We start from the raw sequence: 20,130 nt of genomic DNA on the forward strand, positions 1-20,130 counted from the left end.
ATGTGGACCCGACACCGTGGCGGCGCCGTCCCCGGAGAGGGGACGCCGGTATGGGGCTCTCTGGACGCGGTCGAGGTCGAGCGGCGATCGGTGCGGGTCGGGGACGGCTATTGCGCGACCCTGGCGGTGACGGGGTATCCGGCCGAGGTCGGTCCCGGCTGGCTCGAGCCGCTGCTGGCGTACCCGGGCCGGGTGGACGTGTCACTGCACATCGAGCCCGTCGCGCCGGTGGTCGCGGCGCAGCGGCTGCGTAAGCAGCGTGGCCGGTTCGAGGCGTCCCGCCGGCACGACGCGGCCTCGGGCCGCCTCGGCGATCCGGAGCTGGATGCGGCCGCGACGGACGCGGCCGACCTCGCCGGCCGGGTCGCCCGCGGTGAGGCACGGCTGTTTCGGCTCGGCCTGTACCTGGCGGTACACGCGGACAGCCCGGCCGAGCTGGCCGACCGGGTCGCCGAGGTCCGGGCCCTGGCCGCGTCGTTGCTTTTGGATGTCGTTCCCGCGACCTGGCGGCAGTTGCAGGGCTGGATCACCGTGCTGCCGCTGGCGGTCGACCTGCTCGGCCTGAAGCGGGTGTTCGACACCGACGCGCTCAGCGCCGCGTTCCCGTTCACCAGCCCCGATCTGCCGGACTCCGCCGCGGATAGCGGGATGGGCGTGCTGTACGGGCTGAACCTGTACTCCCCAGGCGTGCTGGTGTGGGATCGGTGGGCCCAGCCGAACTACAACGCGGTCATCCTCGCCCGCTCCGGGGAGGGCAAGTCGTACCTGGCGAAGCTGGACCTGCTGCGCAACCTTTATCTCGGGGTCGAGGCGTTCGTCATCGACCCCGAGGACGAGTACGTCACGCTCGCCGCGGCGGTCGGCGGGACGGTCATCCGGCCCGGCGTCCCCGGGGTGCGGATCAACCCGCTCGATCTGGCCCGCGGGGACGGGGACGACGCGCTCGTGCGGCGGGCGCTGTTTATGCAGACGTTCGTCACCGTGCTCACCGGTGGTGCCGGCCTGTCGCCGGAGGAGGCCGCCGCCCTCGACGTCGCGGTGCTGGCGGCCTACCGGGCGAAGGGCATTACCACCGACCCGCGTACCTGGCGGCGTACGGCGCCGCTGCTGGCCGACCTCGCGGCAGCCCTGGACGAGACGGGCGACGCCGGCCGGGTTCTCGCCGCCCGCCTCTACCCGTATGTCGCGGGCAGTTTCAAGGGTCTGTTCGACGGCCCGACCAGCGTGACGGCGGACGGGCATCTGGTGGTGTACGCGATCAAGAACCTGCCGGAGGAGTTGAAGCCGGTCGGCACGTTGCTGATCCTCGACGCGATCTGGCGCACGGTCAGCACCGGCGGGCAGACCGGAACGCCGCGGCGGCGGCTGGTCGTGGTGGACGAGGCGTGGCTGCTGCTGCGGGCCGGGCTCGCCGCCAGGTTTCTGTTCCGGCTGGCGAAGTCGGCCCGCAAGTATTGGCTCGGCCTGACCGTGATCAGCCAGGACGCCGACGACGTGCTGTCCACCGAGGTCGGCCGCGCGGTCGTGTCCAATGCGGCCACGCAGGTCCTGCTGCGGCAGGCGCCGCAGATCATCGATGCCATCACCGAGGCGTTCGGCCTCACCGACGGCGAACGCACGTTCCTGCTGTCCAGCGGGCGCGGCGACGCGCTGCTGGTCGCCGGCACGTCGCGGGTGGCGTTTCACAGCCTCGCCTCCGACGCCGAGCATGCCCTCGTCATTACTGGTCCGGCTCCCGGCCATGTGGGGAATCCCCATGAGTCTCGCTGACAAGACGATCGCCGACCTGATCGCCGGGCCGCCGCCCGGTTCACCTCCGAGTCTGGCGAGCTGTGTACCAGGCCGGGGCGGGGTTCCGGACTCGGTCATCGGGAAACTGGAATGCGGCTCGTGGGTGTCGGCGATACCGGCGGCTATCGGCCAGGTTGCCCACGAATGGTGTCCGCTGCTGCTCGCCGCGGTCGCTGTCCTCGCCGTGCTGACCACCGCCTGGCGGGTGTGGCGGCGGCCGGTGTGGCGTTCCCGCGCGCGGCGGGCCCGCTGGCTGCAGCTGACCCCGCCGGTCTCCGCTACCCCGGCCGCGACCGTGGGACTGTGGAAGCTTCTCGCCACCACCCTGCAGGCACCGCGAGCCTGGACGGTGCGCCCGCAGCGGCTGGTTTGGGAGGTCCAGGCCGGAACACATGCGATGCGCTGCGGTCTGTGGATCTCACCGGGGGTCAACCCGACGGCCGTGCGCCGGATCCTCGAGTCCGCCTGGCCGGGCGTCCGTGTCGAGGAGACCCGGCCTCCTGCGATCACGGTCCGCGAGACCGCGACCACCGTGATGGTGCGGCCCACCCGGCCGGATTGGCTACCGCTGGTCGAGGACGTTCCGCCACCGCACCCTCGCCCTTGGGAACAGGCGGTGGGTGGCGAGGACCCATTGCGGGCGGTGTACGACGGCCTCGCCACCGCAGGTCGCACCGGCAGCGGGCTCCTGCAGGTGCACGTCAGTCGTGCCCCGGCCGCCCGGCTGCGCGTCCTGAGCCGGGCCGCCACGCAGCCCGGCCGCGCCCACGGACGTGGCCCGGTGCGCGGGCTTACCCACGCCATGCTGCGAGTGCTGCTCGGCGCTCTCGACCTGCTGCTGCCCGGATCGGCGAGCCGTCCACGGCGGACGGGCCCGGCCGAGGCGGAGCTGGCCCGGCAGACACGCGACAAGTACCAGGCGGGACCGCATTTCACGATCGCGGTCTACGCCACCGCGACCGGCCCGACCAAGGCCGCTGCCCGCTCGGCTGCCGCCGCCGTCACCGGCGGGTTCGGCCTGCTGTCCGCGCACTTCACCCGCCGGCGGCTCCGCCACGGCGCGACCGCCGCCGCCCAGCGGTGGGTTCCGCCCGCCCGGATGAGCCTCGCGGCGGTCACCGAGGTCGCTGCGCTGGCTGGGCTCCCGGCCGAACCGGCGCTCTACGGGCTTCCCGCGGCCGCGTCGCGGCGGCGGCCCGGCGGCCGCGACATTTTTCGTGCAGGCCCGACACTCGAGCACGACAGCACCACTTCGGCGCCCGCGAGTTCCGGAGAGGGTGGAACCACCGTGTGGAGTGCCTCGTGACCGGCGAGACAACCCGGGCCCGGCCGGGGCAGCGGCACGTTCTGGTGCCGGTCGATCAGCGGCATGGGTTGGGCGGCAAGGTGATCGGCGTCGCCAACACTGGGCCTCGCGTCCGGATCGGGATCGCGCTGCCGGACTGCCGGTTCCATCTGCACTGTCTCGGGCCGACCGGCAGCGGCAAGACGACCCTGCTGATGCGGCTGATCCTCGACGACGTGCGGGCCGGGCGCGGTGTGGCCGCGTTCGACCCGGCCAAGGGCGACCTGATCCGTGACCTGCTCGACCGGCTGCCCGCCGAGGCCGGTGACCGGCTGGTGCTCATCGACCCGGACGAGCAGCGGGCGCCTGCGGCGATCAACCTGCTCGACCCGGCCGTGCACGGCGGCACCCCCCACGACGTGGCCGCCAACGTCACCGCCGTCATGGCGAAGGTGTGGGCCCGCTGGTGGGGCCATCGGACCGCCGACATCTGTTACCACGGGCTGCTCACCCTCGCCCACCTGCCAGGCTCCACCCTCCCGCAGTTGCCACGGCTGCTGTCGGACTCGAGGTGGCGCGCCGCGCGGGTCGAGGCTGTCACCCGGCGGCTGCACCCGTGGGAGGGAAACACCCTGGCGCAGTTCTGGGAAGGTTTCGACGCGCTGCCGGCCGGGCAGCGCGCCGGGCTGGTCGCGCCGCTGCTGTCCCGGCTGCGGCTCGTCCTCGCGCACCCCCTGGCCAGGTCGCTGTTCGGGGTGCCGGCCACCACGTTTTCCTTCACCGAGATCCTCGACGGCGGCGTGTTGCTGGCAAGGCTCCCGAAAGGGGTGCTGGGTGAGGACGGTGCCCGCCTGATCGGATCGCTGCTGCTGGCCGGGCTGTGGCAGGCCACGACCGCCCGGGCCCGCGTCCCCGAGCATGAGCGCGCTGACGCCATGGTGGTGCTCGACGAGTGCCACAACTTCCTGCACCTGCCGATCGGCATCGACGACGCCCTCGCCGAGTCCCGCGGCCTGCACGTCTCGTGGGTGCTGGCCCACCAGTACCTCGGCCAGCTGTCCGCCGACATGGTGCAGGCGATCGACGCCAACGCCCGCAACAAGGTGTACCTCGCGCTCGCCCCACGCGACGCCATCGACCAGGCCCGCCACCTGCGCCCTTACCTGGACGATGGTGACCTGATCCGGCTCGGCGGCTACGAGACCGTATTGCGCCCGATCGCGGGCGGCCGCACCATGCCGCCAGTCACCGCCGAGTTGCTGCCGCCACCGCCGATCGTGAAGGGCCGAGCCGCCCGGCTGCGCCAAGCCGCCCGCGACCTCACCGGCCTGCCCATCCCCGAGCGCCAGCGGTTACTAGCCACCGCAACCGTCGCGGCCGATACCAGCACCGACGGCGGCGCCGAGCTACCCGCACCTGGGGTGCCGCTGGTCGGGCCCAACGCGTTCGCCGGTCTCGGCGAGTGGTCACGCGAGACATCTCACGAGCCATGGTACGAGAACTCCAGCGAGTGGTCCTACGAGGACCAGGACTCGCCTGAACACTCGCCCCTGGACACGTCATTCACCCAGCTCGACGACGGCGGGGAGCGATCGTGGACCGGAACCGACTGATAGGAGATATCAATCCAGCTGCTGCCACTGCTGCTGCCCGCGGCGGCGGCCGGCTGACGGCGTCGGTCGTGGCCGGCGAGCTCACTCGTATCACTCCACGCGACCGGCACCTGCTCGAGCTGCTCGACCAGCACAAAACCTTCACTACCGAGCAACTGGTCGATCTCGCCTTCGGGTCGGTCGGCCGAGCTCGCAACCGGCTCAACACCCTGCACGAGCGAGACATCCTCGACCGGTTCCGCCACTACCAGCGTCCCGGCTCGCAATCCTGGCGATGGACCCTCGGCCCGGTCGGCGCGGCCCTCATCGCCGCCGCACGCGGCAATCCCCTCCCGCGCCCGTCGGCTGTGCGCGACGCCACCGCCCGGCTCGCCATGTCCCCCACCCTGACCCACCTGCTGACCGTCAACGGGTTCTTCACCTCGCTGACCCGGCACACCCGAGCCGACCCCGGCACACGGCTGGCCCGGTGGTGGAACGAGGCCCGCTGCCGGGACGCGGTCGGGGCCATCGTGCGGCCCGACGGGCACGGCATCTTGACCACCGGCGGGTACACGGTGCCGTTCTGGCTGGAGGCCGACCTCGGCACCGAAACCCTGACCCGGGTCACGGGCAAACTCGCCGGATACGCCGCCCTGCCACCGGCCCGGGCCTACCCGGTGCTGTTCTGGCTGCCCACGACCGCCCGCGAGACCCACCTGCACGCGCACCTGACCCGAAACGGGCTGCCGGACGCGCTCATCGTCGCGACCGCTGTTGCCGACACGGGAGACCTGGCGGGACCGGTGTGGTGGGTCGCCGGGTACGACGGCGGCCGGGTCCGGCTCGCCAATCTGGCCTCGGTGGGAGGTGGTGCCCGGTGGCGCGGCTAGCCACTGGCATCACGATCGGGTTCGCGGCGCTGATCGTGCTGATCGCCGGTGCTGCTGCCGGGACTGTGCAAGCGATGTCCGGAAGCCTCGCCGGGGAAGGGATCAGGTGTCGTACGGGCTGCGGTCCGGTGGTGGTGAGTTCGGCGGGGTGGACGCGGCCGGTGGTCGGCACCGTCGGTTCCGGGTTCCGGACCGCTGCCCGGCCCGGCCATGACGGCGTCGACCTCATCGCCGCCCGGGGAACCGTGATCCGCGCCGCGTCCGCCGGGACGGTAGTACGGGTGCGCTGCAACATCGCCGGACACTCGTGGGATGCCCCGTTCGCGACGGTGATGCCGTGCGACACCGACGGGTACCCGGGCCTCGGCGGGTGCGGCTGGTACGCCGAAGTCCGGCACGCGGGCAACATCGAGTCGCGCTACTGCCACATGATCCGCCGCCCGCTCGTCACCGTCGGCCAGATCGTGGCAACCGGGCAGCCACTCGGCTACGTCGGCACCTCCGGCAATTCATCCGGCCCCCATTTGCACTACGAGATCCACGAGAACTACCCAGCCACCGAAAGCAACGCCACCGACCCGATCCCATTCATGGCCGGAAAAGGCGTTTCCCTGTAATCCGGGAAAGTGATTCTTCACACTTTTGCCGGCTTGATTCGCCGGCGGGGTCGAGGTATTCCGATAGTCCTCGGCGACTCAACCGGCGCGGAGGTGATTCTCGCAGACCCGTGAAGGTTCCCGGACGCCGCATGCCGGGTCCGGCACGCCTACCTAGACCCAACCTGCCAGGGCGGCCGCATCGGCCGCGACGCGCCACAGCAGGGCCACCAAATGCGCTGTCGCGCTGGGTACTGGATCGGCTTAGGAAATAGGGTCGGGTGTTCAATGACCAGCCGGAAAGAGTCTTGGAATAGCGGGTTGACATTCGGCGCGCGCAGAGCGTCCATGGATGTGAGCGATGAAATCGCCCAGCCACACAATAGCCGACCGCATTTGCGATGACGCTATTCCCATTCCCTTTTCCGGAGGTATCTGCACCATGACCGAAACCACCGCCGCGACCGCCGCCGAGGCCGTCGCCGCGATCCTGACCGCCCACCCGGACGGCATCACCACCCGCGACGTCGCCGAGGCGACCGGTCGCAGCCTGCCCGTCATCACCAAGGCGCTGACCGCCATGGCGACCGCTGGCACCGTTCGGCGCACCCCCGGCGACGGAACCAAGAACGGCGAGCTCTGGCACCCGATCCCGGCCACCGCCGAGCCGGACGCGCCCGCCGACAACGACCCCGACACGGCCGACAAGGTCGCCGTGGACGCGGATTCGGTCGCGGATGAGCCGGTTCGCCCGCGCCGGACGGACCTGAAGGTCCTGCTCATGGCGGAGGTGCTGGCCGACAACCCGGCCGGGATCACCGCCGACGACGCCATCAGCATCAGCGGCCTGACCATCGCGGCGGCCGAGAAGGTCCTCGTCGCGATGGAGATCGCTGGGGCGGCCTACCGGCTGCCAATCGACGAGAACGACGCCGAGCTGTGGATCGGTGTCCCCGAGGCCGACCTGATCACCGTCGACCCGGGTAGCGCCCCGGCTCACGGCGTCTGCGAGACGTGCGGGCAGGTCAGGCGCGTGCGCACCACCACACGCGCGTTCCCGCGCACCGCCGTACCGGCGACCACGACCAGCGCCGGGAGCCGGGTGAACGGTGACGGGTCCACCCGGCTCGCCCCGGGTGAGCTGAAGAACATGGTCGAGGCATTCATGCGCAATCTCGGCCCCGACCACGAACTCACCCCGGGGACTGTCGGGCTCGGACTTGGCCGCAGCCCCGGCGCGTGCGCCAACGCCATGGACAAGCTGGCTCGGGCCGATGTCCTGGTCATGACCCGCGAGGCACCGGCGATGTACGCCGTGAGCACCAGCGCCCCGGACCCGAGCGAGGCTGTCCTCGCGTTGATGACCCGCCTGCAAGGCCAGTAACCCGCCATCGCAACAGGCCACCGCCTGATACCCATCCCACCCCGCCGGGGCCGGGCACTATGCCCGGCCCCGGTCCCGTATGCCCACCGGTCGAGAGGAAACCCAATGACCACCCCACCCCGCCAATCCGCCAGAACGGGTCTGCGCTGCCCGGTCTGCGACGAGACCACACGCCCGGTGCCACCGGACGAATGGCCACTGCGTGGGTTCGCGCCCACGCCGGGCGCGTCCCACCTCGACGGCACACCGCTGTGCCCGGTCATCGGTCTGCACGGCGCACAACCCGCCGAACCGGTAGCCGACCCAGCGTCACAACCAGCTACCGACCACTGGGTATATGTCGTCGCCGGAGGCGAAACCCTCGCGGTCTTTGACAGCCGGGACTGCGCGGGAATCCAACTCGCGGTCATGCACGCTGCCGCACTCGACCCCATCGCCCGCAGGATGAGCGCGGCGCAATGGGACACCGCCCGCGCCCTCCTGCTGGCCGACAACCCGGCGATCGTCATCACCGATGTCCGCCACACCCGTGACGTCGGTGACAACCCGCCGTCCTAACGCGACCGCCGAGCGGACCGTGCGGCACCAGGCACCGGCACGGCCGCGTCATGGCCCGCCGGTCGCCGACCCGCCGCCGGGACCCGATCTGCCGGACGGCCCGGCACCCGATCGGCCCCGGCCCAGGGCACAGCCCGCCGGGGTCACCCATCCGACCCCGATTTGCCGCGTTCCGTCGTGCGCTGCAGGACATCCGCGCACGCCGCGTACCGGCTGCAGACGGGTCCAGCACCCGGCATCCCAGGGCGGGCGGCGCCGGTGGCATCACGGGCCCCCAGATTCGCCGCAGAAACCTCGACCGACTCCGGTAGAGCGCCTTGAACCCGCCGTGTAGGTAGGAACCATTGTTACTGACGGGCTTCTGCCGGGCTATCGGGCGGGAACCCGCCCGCCCGACATCGTGCACGAAAGGAACCAAGCGGACATGTCGAATCAGTACGATGCCCTCGCCGTCGGACCGGTCCCGCCGGGCACAGACACAAAGTCCCGCGCCCTCAGCCAGAACGCCGACTGATGAGCACCGACCGTGAAGGCCGCCACCGCACCTCGCCGGGGACTGCAACCTCGGCGCCGGACCGAGTCGCCGTCACGGCGCCGGCCTCGGCCTACCCCGACGCGAATCACCCCGGGCCCGTTCGGGAGGAGGCGCCCACCATGACATCCGACGAGCTGATGAGGATGATCGACTACCTCTGTGAAGCCTGGCGTAACGCGACGGCGAACCACGTGGCCGCGCAGCACGAAGACAATTACGAGGAGCAAGTTCTGCTGAACAACGCGGCGCAAGATTGGCAGCGCTCGGCGGGACGCCAGCACGCCGCGATCGAACGTGCGGTACAGGCCTCGCTAGCGATACGGGCCACCGTCGAGGACTTCATGCCGGTCCGGCCATTACCCGACGGCAAGGTCGAACTCCGCGTCGTCCACACCCACGGCCTACGCATCAACGTCGTGCTCACAGGCAAAGAGGCCCTCAGCCTCGGCACCCGCACGATCGTCTGCGCCACAGTCTCCCTCGACCGAATCGGTTTCAAGCCTGCGGACGGTATGCCCCTGCCCATCCCCGCCTTCGTCGGCCCGATCGTCGCCACCGCCCCGGTCCCGCCCGTTGTCCCCGGGGCACCCAACAGCACCCCGCCTTGACCGGCTCGGACTATCCGGCATACCACCTGCCGAACCCAGGTACACCACGCCAAGGCCGAGCCAGCACATCGCCCGTATGAAGGACGAAGCGGCTCCGGTGGGGCCTCCACGAGATGGAGGTTCGCCGGAGCCGTTTCGTGTCTCCCGATCTACCCTGCGCCGATCCCTGTCGCCACGTATACCGCCGCCCGCCCAGGCGCGCGAGAATCACCGTCGTGGCCCGCCGCAACGTCGACAACCGCGCCGCCCTCGATCGGGACGGCATCGCCGAGCACACCGGAGTAGCTCTGACCACGGTCTCCCACTGGCTGCGCCACCGCGTCCAGTTCGGTATCCCGGACGGCTTCACCGACGAATCCGGCCATGAATGGTTCTGGCTGGACGAGATCGAGACCTTCCATGCGGCCCACCAGGCCGCGAAGCTGGCCGAGCTAACCGAAGTCGACCGCAGCGGCGACCCGAACGAGCTGGTTGGCTCCGGAGAAGCAGCGAAGATCTTCGGATACCGCTCGTACCGCAACCTTCCTGACGAGCTGAACGAGCGCGCGGACGACATCGAAATCCTCTCCGACGGACGCAAACGGCGACGCTGGTATCGGCGCACCGTTTGGGACCTCGCCGACGCCCGCACCGGCCGCCAATCCACTGGACGCACGCCCGGCACGACCGGCCCCCACAAACCACACCCCTACGCAGGCGACCCGCGGCTCGAGGCCGCCGCAGACCTCCTCGCCAAGGCGCACACCGCCGGCCGCGGTCGGCGAGGTCTCAGTGCCGCCCTCGCCGACCGTCTCGGCATTTCGCAACGCACAGCACAAAGACTTCTCGGCGCGGCTAACACCGAGACAGAAATTAGTGAGAGGTCATCCCGCGCGGCTAACTGATCTTCAGGGTCGGTGAGCCGGCAAGGCTCTAACCTCGCTGGGGACAAGTAACCTCAATCACGCACAGTGACGGAGCGTGAGTGTACAGCGCGTTGTTCGCGGAAGAGTGCGCTCCTGAGGGAGCGGGGGCCTGAAGTCGAAACGACCGGCCCGCTGCAACAGTCCCATCTGATGGCAATGCCGAATCGGCATGGTGAGGTTCCAGGTATCGCGCTACTCTGCCAGCCCTACATATCGGGCAATGCGAACCTTACGGGTCGCCAACCCGCCACTCTTCCGCACCGACAACATGATCGCGCTCGGCCGCGCGTTGCAGTCACTCGACGACGCAAGCCTGGGCCGTCGCCGCAGCCGCGTGGCGGGAAGGCGCTTCCCAGAGCGCCCGCCGGAGGCTCGACCCTCAAGAGCCGGCCGCAGGCCGCCCCCCGGCAGGGCCGCCGGAGGCTGAGCAGCTCATCGACCTCGAGTAGCCCTAACCCGAGCGGTGGAGGTGGGCGCGGCTGAATACCTTCGCCAGAAACTCGAGCGAAGCCAGTTCGTTTAAGCCGCCGATTAGGTAACGCTCGACGGCCTCGTCGACAACCGCGCACTTCGCTAGGATGTAGTCCTGCCAGGCGTATGCGTCCACATGCAATTCGGCGCCGAGCGCCTTCAGCACCGCTTGAAGGGCGAGGAGCCCGTTCCACCGGCGCACTGTGAACGCCGGCCGCTCGGTCAGATAGTCGGGCAGGACCACCGCGTCGTTCACGATCTCCCGGCCGTCCCCGGTGGCCCGAGCGAACGCGGCCCACTTGCTGGTGGCCAGCTTGAGGCCGCGCTCGATGGTGGCGAGCGCGGCGCTCGCGCCGTACAGGATGCCGATGCTGTCCTGCCAGCTTCGGCGGGGAAGGCCGGGCGCCAACGGAATCGCCAACGAGGTCAGGCCGAAGCCCTGGTAGTCGCAGGCCAACTCCTCGATAAAGCGGCGTCTCTGCTCGGCGGAAGCCTCCTCGGCGAACTCGGGGTGGTGGGCAGCGATTTCATCCGGGGTCAGCAGCCCGCCGACGCCGGCCATTAGCTGCTCGGTCCTCATCACGGTCGTCTCGCGCAACAGCGGCCGGGCCCGGAACAAGGCGTGCGCGGCCTCGTGGAAGAACATCAGCATCCGCTGCATGTCGTAGATCTCGCCGACTACCTGCTCGGCGAACACCGGGAGGCCGGAGATCGGCGGCTCCTCCGCGGCGAGCCGCCCGAAGGCCGCCGCGGTGTGCTCGTACCGCCGGAGCTTGCGCGACAGGTAGATGAAGAGCACCCGGCGCAGGTGGCGGCTGGCGGTCGCCCGCGCCGCGGTGGTGTCCGCACCCTCGGCGTACTGAACGCCCCCTAGGACAGCGAGGACCGTCTGGTCGAGCGCGACGTCCCAAACGATGTACTCCTGACCCGAAAGGGCGAGGCTCTGGTGGCTGGCGTCGTACGTAGACACCGGCACCACCTGGATCTCCATGGCCAGGTTCGCGGCCAGCCACTCGAGGAGTGGGTCGGGCGGGATCTGCTCCCAGCCTGGGTCCAGGGTGGTCGTCATCTGGAGATATCGGCCGATGTCCATCTCGTGCCCTACTCCTCACGCGTCTTGTCGATCAGCTTCTCGACGTCCGCGCGGTTGAAGCCCTCAATGGTCATGTCGCCGGTGCTAGTGACGATCACTCGTTTCGGTGCCTTGGGCTCGCGGATCCGGGTGAAGTACGCGACTAGGAGCGGCGCCACCGCCGGCACTACTGGTAGCAGTGCCTGTACATACTCCCCGAAGCCGGCGTCGAACCGTTTCGCCTCGATGAATTCGGCCTGCTCGCCGAAGGCCTCCCGGATCGCTGCTGTCAACTCTTCGTCGTGCTTTTCGAATTGGACGATGATGACCTCTGACATGACGCCTACCTCCCGCAACTGTCGGTGAATTATCAACATGGCGTAGGCAGAGAACTAGCGGAGAGCCGTCAATCCGACGCAGCTCCTGACTGGGTCGCCGACTCGGGAACTCGGCAACTCCATCCGGCGTACAGGCCGACTCGTTCGTCCGCCTCCTACTCAGGGTGCTGTTCATGGCCCTTGAGCTGGTAGTTCGAACGCCAGTACTGGTCGACGTTGGTCAATGCTGGTCGCCGTTTGACGGCCCAGCAACGGCCCGGACGGCCCACAGACGGCCCAGGAAGGATCTCCAAGCGGCCGCCCAAACGTCGGCCAACGACCGCGAACCGGCGACCTCTTCCGTGTCAACTAGGTCAGGCTGGCTCTCTGACATGGGCGTTCGCCTACTTTGCCTGGTAGCAGCGTGGGTCACCATTGGTCTAGCCCAGTGTCGTCGGGTACAACTTCCAAGATCGTCTCCCAGGTTTCTCCCGAGAGGGGAACTTCGTCGTGGCCAGCCGTATCCGTCCACTCCTGGCGGTTCGCCTCGTCGGTCCGGCCGATGTGGTGGCCGTTCAGAGGGGCCAGCTTCAGCAGTGCCTCGCGCAGAGTCTCGGCAGCGAAACGATCTGCCGGGCGAGCACGCACCCGGGCAGCTATTCCGGCGAGGTGCGGGTGTATCTGACTTTCACGCGGAGGGGCTAGGAGGCTTCCCGTCGCGCGGGCGTAGCCCAATCGGGCCGCGTCGCCGGTGGCAAGCAACGCTCCACCGCTTGCCACCGGCGACGCGGTCTGATTGCCTCAGGCGCGTGACGGGAGGCCTCTTCCCCGAGCGCCCTGCCGGAGGCTTCATCGCCGGGTGCAGGGTCGGAGATCCTGCCCGCCGGAGGCGAAGTTTGCGGGCGTCGGGGATGCGGGCGCCCGCCTCGCGACGTGACCGTCGCGTGGAGTGTCAATGGGTGCGACAGACAGATACATTGAACCTCATGTCTGGGGTACAACTGACCTTCTCGATCATCGGCGTATCTCTCACGCTGCTCGGACTTGTATGGTCGATTACCTGGGCGGCTAGATCATTCCGAAAGAGCGCGGCTGAGATCCGAGCTGAACTTGGCCAGGGCTTCGTGGACGAGAATGGAACTCTCCACGTGTACTTTCAGGACGGGCGTACCAAGATCATGCGGATTGAGAACGATCCGTGGGAGAGGCGCAAAACACCCAAGAGGACGTCCACAAAAAAGAAGCAGCCCGAGGTGGGCGCCCCAGACCAGAAGCACGACTGGGAGCCAGTCAACGCCATCTTTGTCAGGAATAGCGGGCGAGCGGCCGTCACGATCAGCAGGAGTCGCTACGTCGTCGAGTTATGCCTTGGTACATCGTTCGAATTCGAACCCCCGCCGGCCGCTAGCCCATGGGGTGATCTTTTGCCGAGGCGGCTTGAGGCTGGCGAAGAGATCGTTGTGCTGCATGAGAAGGAACAAATGACGGGCTTCCTTAACGGAGTTCTCCGCGACCATCGCGTCTTCCAGACCGTCTACGGCGTCTATCTTGAGCTGGGTAGCGGGCAAGTCGTCTTCGCTGGTCCGCCAATTAAAACTCAGGCGTCTATGAGCGATGAGGAGTACGCCGAGGTTGAAAAGAGGCTTAGTCGCCAAGCCTACGAGGATCCGGAGTCGGACGACGCAGCAGAGAATAGGCGAGCGCGTCGGCGCTACGAGCGTTGGCACCGGACGCATGTCGTCATGGTCGATGATCTAGACCCGGAAGACCTTCGTGCCTTACGAACCGGAAAGATCGCTGACCGCTGGGTAGGCAAGCCCCGCCCGTTTACCGAAGAGGAAAAGCGGCGACTCCCCTGAATTAAGCCCCGGCCAGCCGCGCAAGGCGTTTGACCGGGGCTTCGTCGTATCTGCCGTAGCGACGTGCGCGGCCGGGGTCGACGCCGTGAGCGAAGCGGCAAGGCGTCGATCCCCGAAGCCGCGCCTTGAAGATGTAGAGAAAGTTCTCACCGGTCCCTAAAGGACCTAAAGGACCTAAAGGACCTATCACGATCCGGTCTGCACAATCCCCGAGCTACTACCCCACGCCGCCGACCGCTCGCCAGCCGCCGTCGTCACCGGCCCGAATGCGGCGGGGTCCGGTCCGCTCACCGGCGGATCGGGCGGGTTGGGAGGTATCTGGGTGGCCTGACCGTGATCGCCGGTCTGCACGATCCCGGAGATCGTGTGCGCCCCCACCGCCCGATCACCGGACACCACGATCGACACACCCGCCTGCCCCAGCATCGCCTCCACATCAGCGGCCAACTGCGGATCGGCCTGCAACGCCCGCCGCAACTCCGCCTTCAACACCGTCACCCGCTCACCATCACCCGGCGCCTGCACCAACTCATCGACCGCCTGCTGCACCGCCGCTGCCGACTCCCGCCGACCCAGCACCCGCCGCAACACACTGCCACCCAACCGCACCGTCGCATCCGCCGACGACTCCGTCGCCTTCGACAACACCGACGACCCGAACGCCGTCACCGCCGACGGCACCGCCGCAGCCGCCAACGCCACCACATCAACCACCACAACCACCCCACCCAGCCGACACCGCCCCGATCCCCACCACACCCGCACACAACAGTCACCGGCTACAGCCACAATCCCGACAAACACCAGAAGCTGACGGACAGCCCAGCCGCCAACCCGGTGCACAACTGACGAGATTGCTAGCCGGAGCTGTCACGGATCAACTGACCCCGATCCGCAACGCATCAACTGGGGCCCGACACGTCCGGACGAGACATTCGAGACATAAAGCTCTCCCGAAGCCAGACAGGCTGGACCCTGGGCGCGGGGGCGGTCTGCTATGACGACTGTGGGAGATATCCGACCGGAATCGCGTCGACGCGCCCTCGTGTAAGCCAAGGCATCTGTCTTAGTCGACCATTACAGGCCATCGCCATTTGTGGCGACGTGCAATCTCGGCCAAAAATCGGAGTTCCGAATCGTCTTGCCAGTCACTTGGAAGGTCGACCGGAGGTAGGGCTGAGGCTCTTACTAGTCCACAGCTAGAATCCTCGATCCGCAAGCGCCGAAGGCCCATGGCTTGGTGGAGCGTCATCAGAAGGCGCAGGCTGGGAGCGCTCTTTTGGGTGTCAGCCTGGTTTGCTGCGCGCCGGTAAAGATCGAAGCCCGCCTGTAGGTTCCCGATCGAAATCTCAACAAGTCCCGCTGTCGCCATGAGAACGTAGTCGGGCTCTGCGATTGTCGCGAGAATAGGAAGTGCTTCCCGTCCGCGTCCGGCCAAAGCTAGTGAATACGCGGCAGCGTTTACTAGAGACGGACTCGGTCCAATCTTTTTCAATAGGCTTACCGTGCGCTCAGCTGACTTCTGCCATTGCTCATTCAAGCCGCCATCCCACAAAGCCGAAAGGCGGGCAGCCCGCTCGTTTAGCGGCTCTTGCTCGCTCCATTCTAGGGCGAGGCTACAAGCGTTGGTGAAGTCTCCCTTCACAAAGGCAAGTCGGCAGTCGATTGCACGTGATATGGATGGATCTATGGTGCGATCAATCCTACCCAAGGCCTGCTCGACTTCATATCCCGATGACTTCTTCTCTAACGTATCGGCGAGAAGTGCCACGAGAAGCGGAAGTGTCGGCGCTCGGCGTATGGCAGACCTGATTTTCTGGAGTGTTTCCGCCTGATCAATCGTGCCGCTGCGAAATTCGTAGACGGCGATCCGTCCTTCTAGCGCCGCAGCGTCGATTTCGCTGCCCGCCGTCTGGGCGACTTGACGAGCGCGACGAAGCAACGCCAAAGCAGACTTACTCTTACCTGTGTTCGCCGCGATAAGCGACTCCACTGTGAGAAGGTCCCACGACTCTTCGATTCCGATGCCACGGAACTTGCTGATCTCCCTTCCTGCACCTTCGAAGTCGCGCGTTTGTGCGAGGTAGCTAAGAAGGGTAACGGCTGCTGAAATACGCCCGGGCGAAATTCTAACAGCGCGTCGAGCGGCCTGTATTGCTTTTCTGGGGGAGCCAAGGCCCCAGAAGGCCACTGCTAGGTTAACTGCTGCATCTGAGTCGTTGGGGTCGACTCGTTGCGCCAGTCGGAGCTCTGTGATGGCGCGGTGGAAGTCTCCCCGAATTGCGTAGACATAGCCGCGTAGGCCGGCTACTCCAGGCAACTTGGATGCGTCTAGGCGGTGAAGAATCGCGAGCGCTTCTTCGTGACGTGCGCCGTCGATCAGAACTCCTGCATATAGCTGCGCCAGGACCGGGACGGATTCGTAGCCTCGGAGGTGCTCTTCCGCTGCGGATTTTTCATCGAGCCGTATCAACACCTGGGCGGCTAGGTACGCCGCCGGCACCTCAATGCGAATATCCGCGTCCACGTGGTGAGTGCGGTTTTGACCGATGGTCAATACCTTGACGGCGGCTTCGACTGCTTCGTTCCGGGCGCCGGCAAGGAGAGCCGCTTCCGCAAGCCGGGCCGCGGCAATCATTGAGTCTGGGTTTGCGTTTGCGATGGCGAGGGACTTGGTCAAGTTGCGCTTGACTGACGCAGCCCATCGTTCCTCGAGTCCGTGTGCGTCGACGTCATCGAGCCGAGGCTTCTTGACGACACCCGTGGGTAGCTGTGACTCTTTTTTGGGAAGGAGGCTTGGCCGAACGGCTCTGTCTTTTGTCACAGTTGCTGGTGTGGTCGAATCTACATCAACGGTGCTGCCAAAGTTCGTCATGGCTTATCTCCTTCCCGAACGTGAGGCGCTCTTTGAGTGGGTGTTTTGTAACGACCTTATTAGGATGTCGGACTGTTGAAGCAGCCATTCCAGGGATTTGTCCGTTGATCGCCTTCGACCTAACCCTACTCGTGGAAGGCGCGCTTCTGGTACTGGATCACAGAGTTGCGCTACCAGTGACATCGCGCGTTCCCTAATCTGAGGTGGTAGCTCAGGTCTCAGCAGCGCTAATGCCGCCGAGTACTGAGCACGCAGTCCTGAAAGCTCGATCCTTTTGCCGGCTCGGTAGAGCCCTAGGTTACGATTGAAGACGTCAGGCCCGTAACCTAACGCCACGGCGGTGATGCCCTGTCCCGTTCCCAGTTCGTAGAACAACGAGCCCAAACCGTAAAGATCAGCTAGTTTGAAGCTCTTTTCTGTCTCTTGCCCTTGAAAGTAAAGGGTCTCAGGCGCGGCGAAACGCAAGTCTCCCCGACTCGCCAGATACATTTCTCGTGGCAGACGAGCGGGCGTAGACAGGTCTCGTGATTTGCCAAGGTCTGAAATCTTACACTCGGTTCTGCGTTGCGCCCCGACCACGAGGAGACAGTTGCTGCTCTTGATGTCGCGATGCACGCATCCGTTCAGGTGCATCTGGTGTATTCCTTTTGCCGCGCCACGCCAGAGCAAAAGCTTTTCTTCCCAGGGCAGTCTTTGACGTAATTCGTCATTTATTACAAATTCTTCGAGACAGCCATTTGCCACTTCAAGGACGTGGAACCTGAAAGGCATCGGGAGTCCTCGAGCGGTGTCAACGACCACCATCTCTTCGCCCGATTCGAAGTAGTCGATTACATTTGAGGCGCGCGTCAGCTTCGCCAACATGCGGCCTTCGTCCTCGAATTCAAGCGTGTCCACGCCGGACGCACCAGGAATCAGGACCTTGAGCGCAACATTGCGGTTCGTTCTGCTGTCCACTGCCTCGAAAACCAGACCGGAAACACCTCCTCCCCTGAAATCGTTTAGACGATATGGCCCGAGTCCGTTATCTTGAAGGAACTCGGTCCAAGGGTGGCTGCTCGTCAAGACTATCTCCCGATTGAATATCGCCATACTTCTCTCGGAGATAGGTAATTTCCTCGGGGTGATTAATGAGGATCTCCACTACGTCCGGCGGAATCCGGCCTTCTAAAAGGTCCAATAGTTCTAGGCTTATTCCGTAATACTCTGCAAGCCTGCGACCCACCAGACTCGTGTGGGAGCGCTCGCCTCGCTCGAGGCGTGAGAGTTGAGAGGGGGCAATCCCAACCTCATCTGCCACGGCGCGAAGGCTTCGCCCCTGTGCCTCACGGAGTGAGCGCAAGAGGTCGGCCGCAGTGTCCTTCTTCGCCACATGTCAAGGGTAGGCGGTGTTGCCAACGTTGGCAACACGTATCCGTCAAACGGACCTCGGGAAGTAGCTCGACGCGGTGGCCTGGCCGGTGGGGGAGGAGCGCCGCCGTCGAAACGGGCATCTTGGGTCGGGTAGGGCCCTCCGCCTCAACTGCGCTGGCGAAGTCACTCTTCGGAAGGCTGGCCATCGCCGCTGCAGTACCCGATGCAACGGGTGCACGCTGCAGCCATCAGACGCGGCAGAGTGGCACGTCGTCGTACGCCAGCGATCCCACGATGCCCCGGGTCAGTCCACCTCCCCGATCCGGAACATCTGCCGGATGTAGAACGCCATCACGCCGAGCATCAGCAGCACGGTGATCACCGAGGCATACGGGTCGTGGCAATGGACCGCCGGATCTATCGCCTTGCTCGGCGTCATCGTGATCGCTGGCTACCGGGCCCGTACACTCGCTGAGCGGGCACGTCGAGCCAATGACGCCGCAATGCATGCCGAGCTGAGCGCCGCGTCCGCCCAGCTGAGCGCCACCATGTTGCTGATGGATGGGTCCCAGGACACCGGTCGCAAGGAGGTCCCGCATGACGAGCGCTGACGGAGCTGTCACTCGCGTGACCCGGTGGGCTGCGCTTATGTGGGCTGCCGGTGAAAGCGACAAGGCTGTGGCCTACGCGGAGGAATGGGCGTCGGTGCTGGATTGCGCCGCTCGATGGCAGCGCCCGATCCTCGCAATGCAGTTCGCGCTTGGTGCACTCTGCAGGGTTCAGCGCGCTCAGCTTTCGCGTCTCGCGCGACGGCTCGGTGATCGAGCACGTGTGCCGTTCATCAAGCCGACCGGCTCTACGAGGGTCACCGGCATAACGACCAACGGCAAGACCACAATCGAGATCATCATCAAGCCCGCGCGCGGACAGAAACTGATGAACTTGGGCGACACGTTGACCCTCATGAAGAACCTGATAGGCGAACGGGATTTCCAACTCGACGGATGGATGGTGACGGCGGCGGATCGTGGGGGCATCAGGCTACGCCGGACGAGCGCGACGCCGCCGGAGTCAGCCTTCGACCTTTTCCAGCCCCAGGACCAAGGGGCGAAGCCACGACTACGCGGCGCGACTCCTTCGACCACGGATAAGTGACGCCGTGCACGAGGCGTCGGGCCAGTCCAGGGAGTTGGCGTACTCCGGCGTCCACGGTCAGACGGTCCTCCAGCGCGAGAAAGGCGCCGACGTGGTGCGCGCGCGGCGGGTCGACCTCGTACCGCGCTGCGACTGGCTCGGCCCGCACCCGCTTCGGCACCCCCACCGAACACACTGCCCTGATCACAACTTGCGCCGCCCGGGCAGGCTTACTGGGCGGCACGAATTGCTTTCGGCAGGTCGCACTGCCGCCCCAAAGCCATGCGCCGCGCATTGTCGGCGGCAGAACAATGCGCGGAGATTAGTTCGCGCTCATCGGTTGTGTCAGCCTGTCGATGTGGTCTTGTAGGGCATCGTATGCGTAGTCCCATCCTGGCCGTGACTCGTGGTCGTCCTTCTTGCTCAGATGCGGGTCGATACACGCACTAGCGAGCCTTGCACGCACGACGGGAGCAGTTTCCGGATGCTGCAGGGAGATTTCGACCAAAACGCGTCCCGCTTCACGTCGTACATCATTGTCGCTGTCGTTAAGCAATGAAAACAATACGTTCTGGAGGTGTTGAAGGGGCGGGGCGGCTTTGAGAGCACGCACGGCGTCTCGCCGTGCAAACCACTCCGTGTCGCTGGTGGCCAGCTGGGTGAGGGTGGCGATCACCGGCGCGGTCAGCGCCCCTCCGGAGGCCAGCGCGGATCCCGCCTGCGCCCGGACGGATGGGTCGATGTCGGTGGTGGTGGCCAGCTGGGTGAGGGCGGCGATCACGGGCTCGGTCAGCGCCTCTCCGGAGGCCAGCGCGGATCCCGCCTGCGCCCGGACGGATGGGTCGATGTCGGTGGTGGTGGCCAGCTGGGTGAGGGTGGCGATCACGGGCTCGGTCAGCGCC

The 20,130-nt window shown here is 66.6% G+C and carries 18 protein-coding genes and 1 pseudogene; 11 read left to right on the top strand and 8 right to left on the bottom strand.

From position 1 onward, the window contains the following. From A3CQ_RS55865 to A3CQ_RS55880, 9 genes and pseudogenes are all read left to right on the top strand, one after another. Window positions 1-1,770: a VirB4 family type IV secretion system protein gene (locus A3CQ_RS55865; protein WP_040433951.1), complete on the top strand. Its 1,770-nt coding sequence runs from the start codon at window positions 1-3 to the stop codon at window positions 1,768-1,770. Further along, window positions 1,757-3,097, top strand: a complete 1,341-nt coding sequence (locus A3CQ_RS0141280; RefSeq protein WP_157296933.1) for a hypothetical protein — start codon at window positions 1,757-1,759, stop codon at window positions 3,095-3,097. Before A3CQ_RS55865 ends, A3CQ_RS0141280 begins: the two co-directional genes overlap by 14 nt. Next, window positions 3,094-4,689 carry a type IV secretory system conjugative DNA transfer family protein gene (locus A3CQ_RS0141285; RefSeq protein WP_026206780.1) on the top strand — a complete coding sequence of 532 codons (1,596 nt, stop codon included), beginning with the start codon at window positions 3,094-3,096 and terminating at the stop codon, window positions 4,687-4,689. The genes A3CQ_RS0141280 and A3CQ_RS0141285 overlap by 4 nt, the downstream gene beginning before the upstream one ends. A gap of 68 nt (window positions 4,690-4,757) precedes the next feature. Continuing rightward, a complete protein-coding gene (locus A3CQ_RS0141290; protein WP_020516837.1) occupies window positions 4,758-5,561 on the top strand; it encodes a replication-relaxation family protein in 804 nt (267 codons plus the stop codon). A gap of 137 nt (window positions 5,562-5,698) precedes the next feature. Next, window positions 5,699-6,178, top strand: a pseudogene (locus tag A3CQ_RS55870) (M23 family metallopeptidase); the annotation flags it as partial. A gap of 421 nt (window positions 6,179-6,599) precedes the next feature. Further along, the gene (locus tag A3CQ_RS0141300; RefSeq protein WP_020516839.1) at window positions 6,600-7,541 is read left to right on the top strand and encodes a MarR family transcriptional regulator; all 942 of its coding nucleotides are present in this window, start codon (window positions 6,600-6,602) and stop codon (window positions 7,539-7,541) included. A gap of 408 nt (window positions 7,542-7,949) precedes the next feature. Beyond that, window positions 7,950-8,099 (top strand): hypothetical protein, encoded by a 150-nt coding sequence (locus A3CQ_RS63350; protein ID WP_245577584.1) that lies wholly within the window; start codon window positions 7,950-7,952, stop codon window positions 8,097-8,099. A gap of 654 nt (window positions 8,100-8,753) precedes the next feature. Further along, window positions 8,754-9,242: a hypothetical protein gene (locus A3CQ_RS58215; RefSeq protein ID WP_157296935.1), complete on the top strand. Its 489-nt coding sequence runs from the start codon at window positions 8,754-8,756 to the stop codon at window positions 9,240-9,242. A 206-nt stretch (window positions 9,243-9,448) separates the two neighbouring features. Further along, complete coding sequence (locus A3CQ_RS55880; protein ID WP_085944371.1) at window positions 9,449-10,126, top strand: hypothetical protein; 678 nt, start codon at window positions 9,449-9,451, stop codon at window positions 10,124-10,126. A gap of 472 nt (window positions 10,127-10,598) precedes the next feature. Here the strand turns inward: A3CQ_RS55880 and A3CQ_RS0141320 are convergent, their stop codons facing one another. Further along, a complete protein-coding gene (locus tag A3CQ_RS0141320) occupies window positions 10,599-11,609 on the bottom strand; it encodes a hypothetical protein (protein ID WP_157296937.1) in 1,011 nt (336 codons plus the stop codon). Between the two features lie 110 nt (window positions 11,610-11,719). Beyond that, window positions 11,720-12,028 (bottom strand): hypothetical protein, encoded by a 309-nt coding sequence (locus tag A3CQ_RS0141325; RefSeq protein ID WP_040433952.1) that lies wholly within the window; start codon window positions 12,026-12,028, stop codon window positions 11,720-11,722. Window positions 12,029-12,993: 965 nt separating this feature from the next. Here A3CQ_RS0141325 and A3CQ_RS61400 point away from each other — a divergent pair. Next, complete coding sequence (locus A3CQ_RS61400) at window positions 12,994-13,866, top strand: hypothetical protein (protein ID WP_157296939.1); 873 nt, start codon at window positions 12,994-12,996, stop codon at window positions 13,864-13,866. A gap of 186 nt (window positions 13,867-14,052) precedes the next feature. Here the strand turns inward: A3CQ_RS61400 and A3CQ_RS55890 are convergent, their stop codons facing one another. The 5 genes from A3CQ_RS55890 to A3CQ_RS63830 form a co-directional block, all read right to left on the bottom strand. Further along, on the bottom strand, window positions 14,053-14,580 hold the full coding sequence (locus A3CQ_RS55890; protein ID WP_157296941.1) for a hypothetical protein: 528 nt from the start codon (window positions 14,578-14,580) through the stop codon (window positions 14,053-14,055). A 352-nt stretch (window positions 14,581-14,932) separates the two neighbouring features. Further along, window positions 14,933-16,741, bottom strand: a complete 1,809-nt coding sequence (locus A3CQ_RS61405) for a tetratricopeptide repeat protein (RefSeq protein ID WP_157296943.1) — start codon at window positions 16,739-16,741, stop codon at window positions 14,933-14,935. 3 nt (window positions 16,742-16,744) lie between these two features. Continuing rightward, on the bottom strand, window positions 16,745-17,806 hold the full coding sequence (locus A3CQ_RS59780; protein ID WP_169516356.1) for a protein kinase domain-containing protein: 1,062 nt from the start codon (window positions 17,804-17,806) through the stop codon (window positions 16,745-16,747). Continuing rightward, the gene (locus A3CQ_RS64140) at window positions 17,766-18,113 is read right to left on the bottom strand and encodes a helix-turn-helix domain-containing protein (protein ID WP_020516848.1); all 348 of its coding nucleotides are present in this window, start codon (window positions 18,111-18,113) and stop codon (window positions 17,766-17,768) included. Before A3CQ_RS64140 ends, A3CQ_RS59780 begins: the two co-directional genes overlap by 41 nt. 285 nt (window positions 18,114-18,398) lie before the next feature. Then, a complete protein-coding gene (locus tag A3CQ_RS63830) occupies window positions 18,399-18,533 on the bottom strand; it encodes a hypothetical protein (RefSeq protein ID WP_020516849.1) in 135 nt (44 codons plus the stop codon). 158 nt (window positions 18,534-18,691) lie between these two features. Here A3CQ_RS63830 and A3CQ_RS61410 point away from each other — a divergent pair, with 158 nt between their 5' ends. Next, the gene (locus tag A3CQ_RS61410) at window positions 18,692-19,249 is read left to right on the top strand and encodes a hypothetical protein (RefSeq protein ID WP_157296947.1); all 558 of its coding nucleotides are present in this window, start codon (window positions 18,692-18,694) and stop codon (window positions 19,247-19,249) included. 301 nt (window positions 19,250-19,550) lie between these two features. On the opposite strand, the gene A3CQ_RS0141360 is transcribed toward A3CQ_RS61410, so the two are convergent. Beyond that, window positions 19,551-20,130 (bottom strand): HEAT repeat domain-containing protein (locus A3CQ_RS0141360; RefSeq protein WP_026206781.1); only part of this gene is annotated, 580 nt, incomplete at its 5' end.

Source organism: Paractinoplanes globisporus DSM 43857 (assembly GCF_000379645.1).
Taxonomy (GTDB): Bacteria; Actinomycetota; Actinomycetes; order Mycobacteriales; family Micromonosporaceae; genus Actinoplanes; species Actinoplanes globisporus.

Excerpts from the sequence above, each read along its gene's own strand:
- A3CQ_RS0141300 (WP_020516839.1), top strand. The coding sequence starts at position 6,600 with ATGACCGAAACCACCGCCGCGACCGCCGCCGAGGCCGTCGCCGCGATC.
- A3CQ_RS58215 (WP_157296935.1), top strand. The coding sequence starts at position 8,754 with ATGACATCCGACGAGCTGATGAGGATGATCGACTACCTCTGTGAAGCC.
- A3CQ_RS0141280 (WP_157296933.1), top strand. The coding sequence starts at position 1,757 with ATGAGTCTCGCTGACAAGACGATCGCCGACCTGATCGCCGGGCCGCCG.
- A3CQ_RS63830 (WP_020516849.1), bottom strand. The coding sequence starts at position 18,533 with ATGACGCCGAGCAAGGCGATAGATCCGGCGGTCCATTGCCACGACCCG.
- A3CQ_RS63350 (WP_245577584.1), top strand. The coding sequence starts at position 7,950 with ATGCACGCTGCCGCACTCGACCCCATCGCCCGCAGGATGAGCGCGGCG.
- A3CQ_RS55865 (WP_040433951.1), top strand. The coding sequence starts at position 1 with ATGTGGACCCGACACCGTGGCGGCGCCGTCCCCGGAGAGGGGACGCCG.
- A3CQ_RS61410 (WP_157296947.1), top strand. The coding sequence starts at position 18,692 with ATGACGAGCGCTGACGGAGCTGTCACTCGCGTGACCCGGTGGGCTGCG.
- A3CQ_RS61405 (WP_157296943.1), bottom strand. The coding sequence starts at position 16,741 with ATGACGAACTTTGGCAGCACCGTTGATGTAGATTCGACCACACCAGCA.
- A3CQ_RS61400 (WP_157296939.1), top strand. The coding sequence starts at position 12,994 with ATGTCTGGGGTACAACTGACCTTCTCGATCATCGGCGTATCTCTCACG.
- A3CQ_RS0141325 (WP_040433952.1), bottom strand. The coding sequence starts at position 12,028 with ATGTCAGAGGTCATCATCGTCCAATTCGAAAAGCACGACGAAGAGTTG.
- A3CQ_RS0141320 (WP_157296937.1), bottom strand. The coding sequence starts at position 11,609 with ATGGAGATCCAGGTGGTGCCGGTGTCTACGTACGACGCCAGCCACCAG.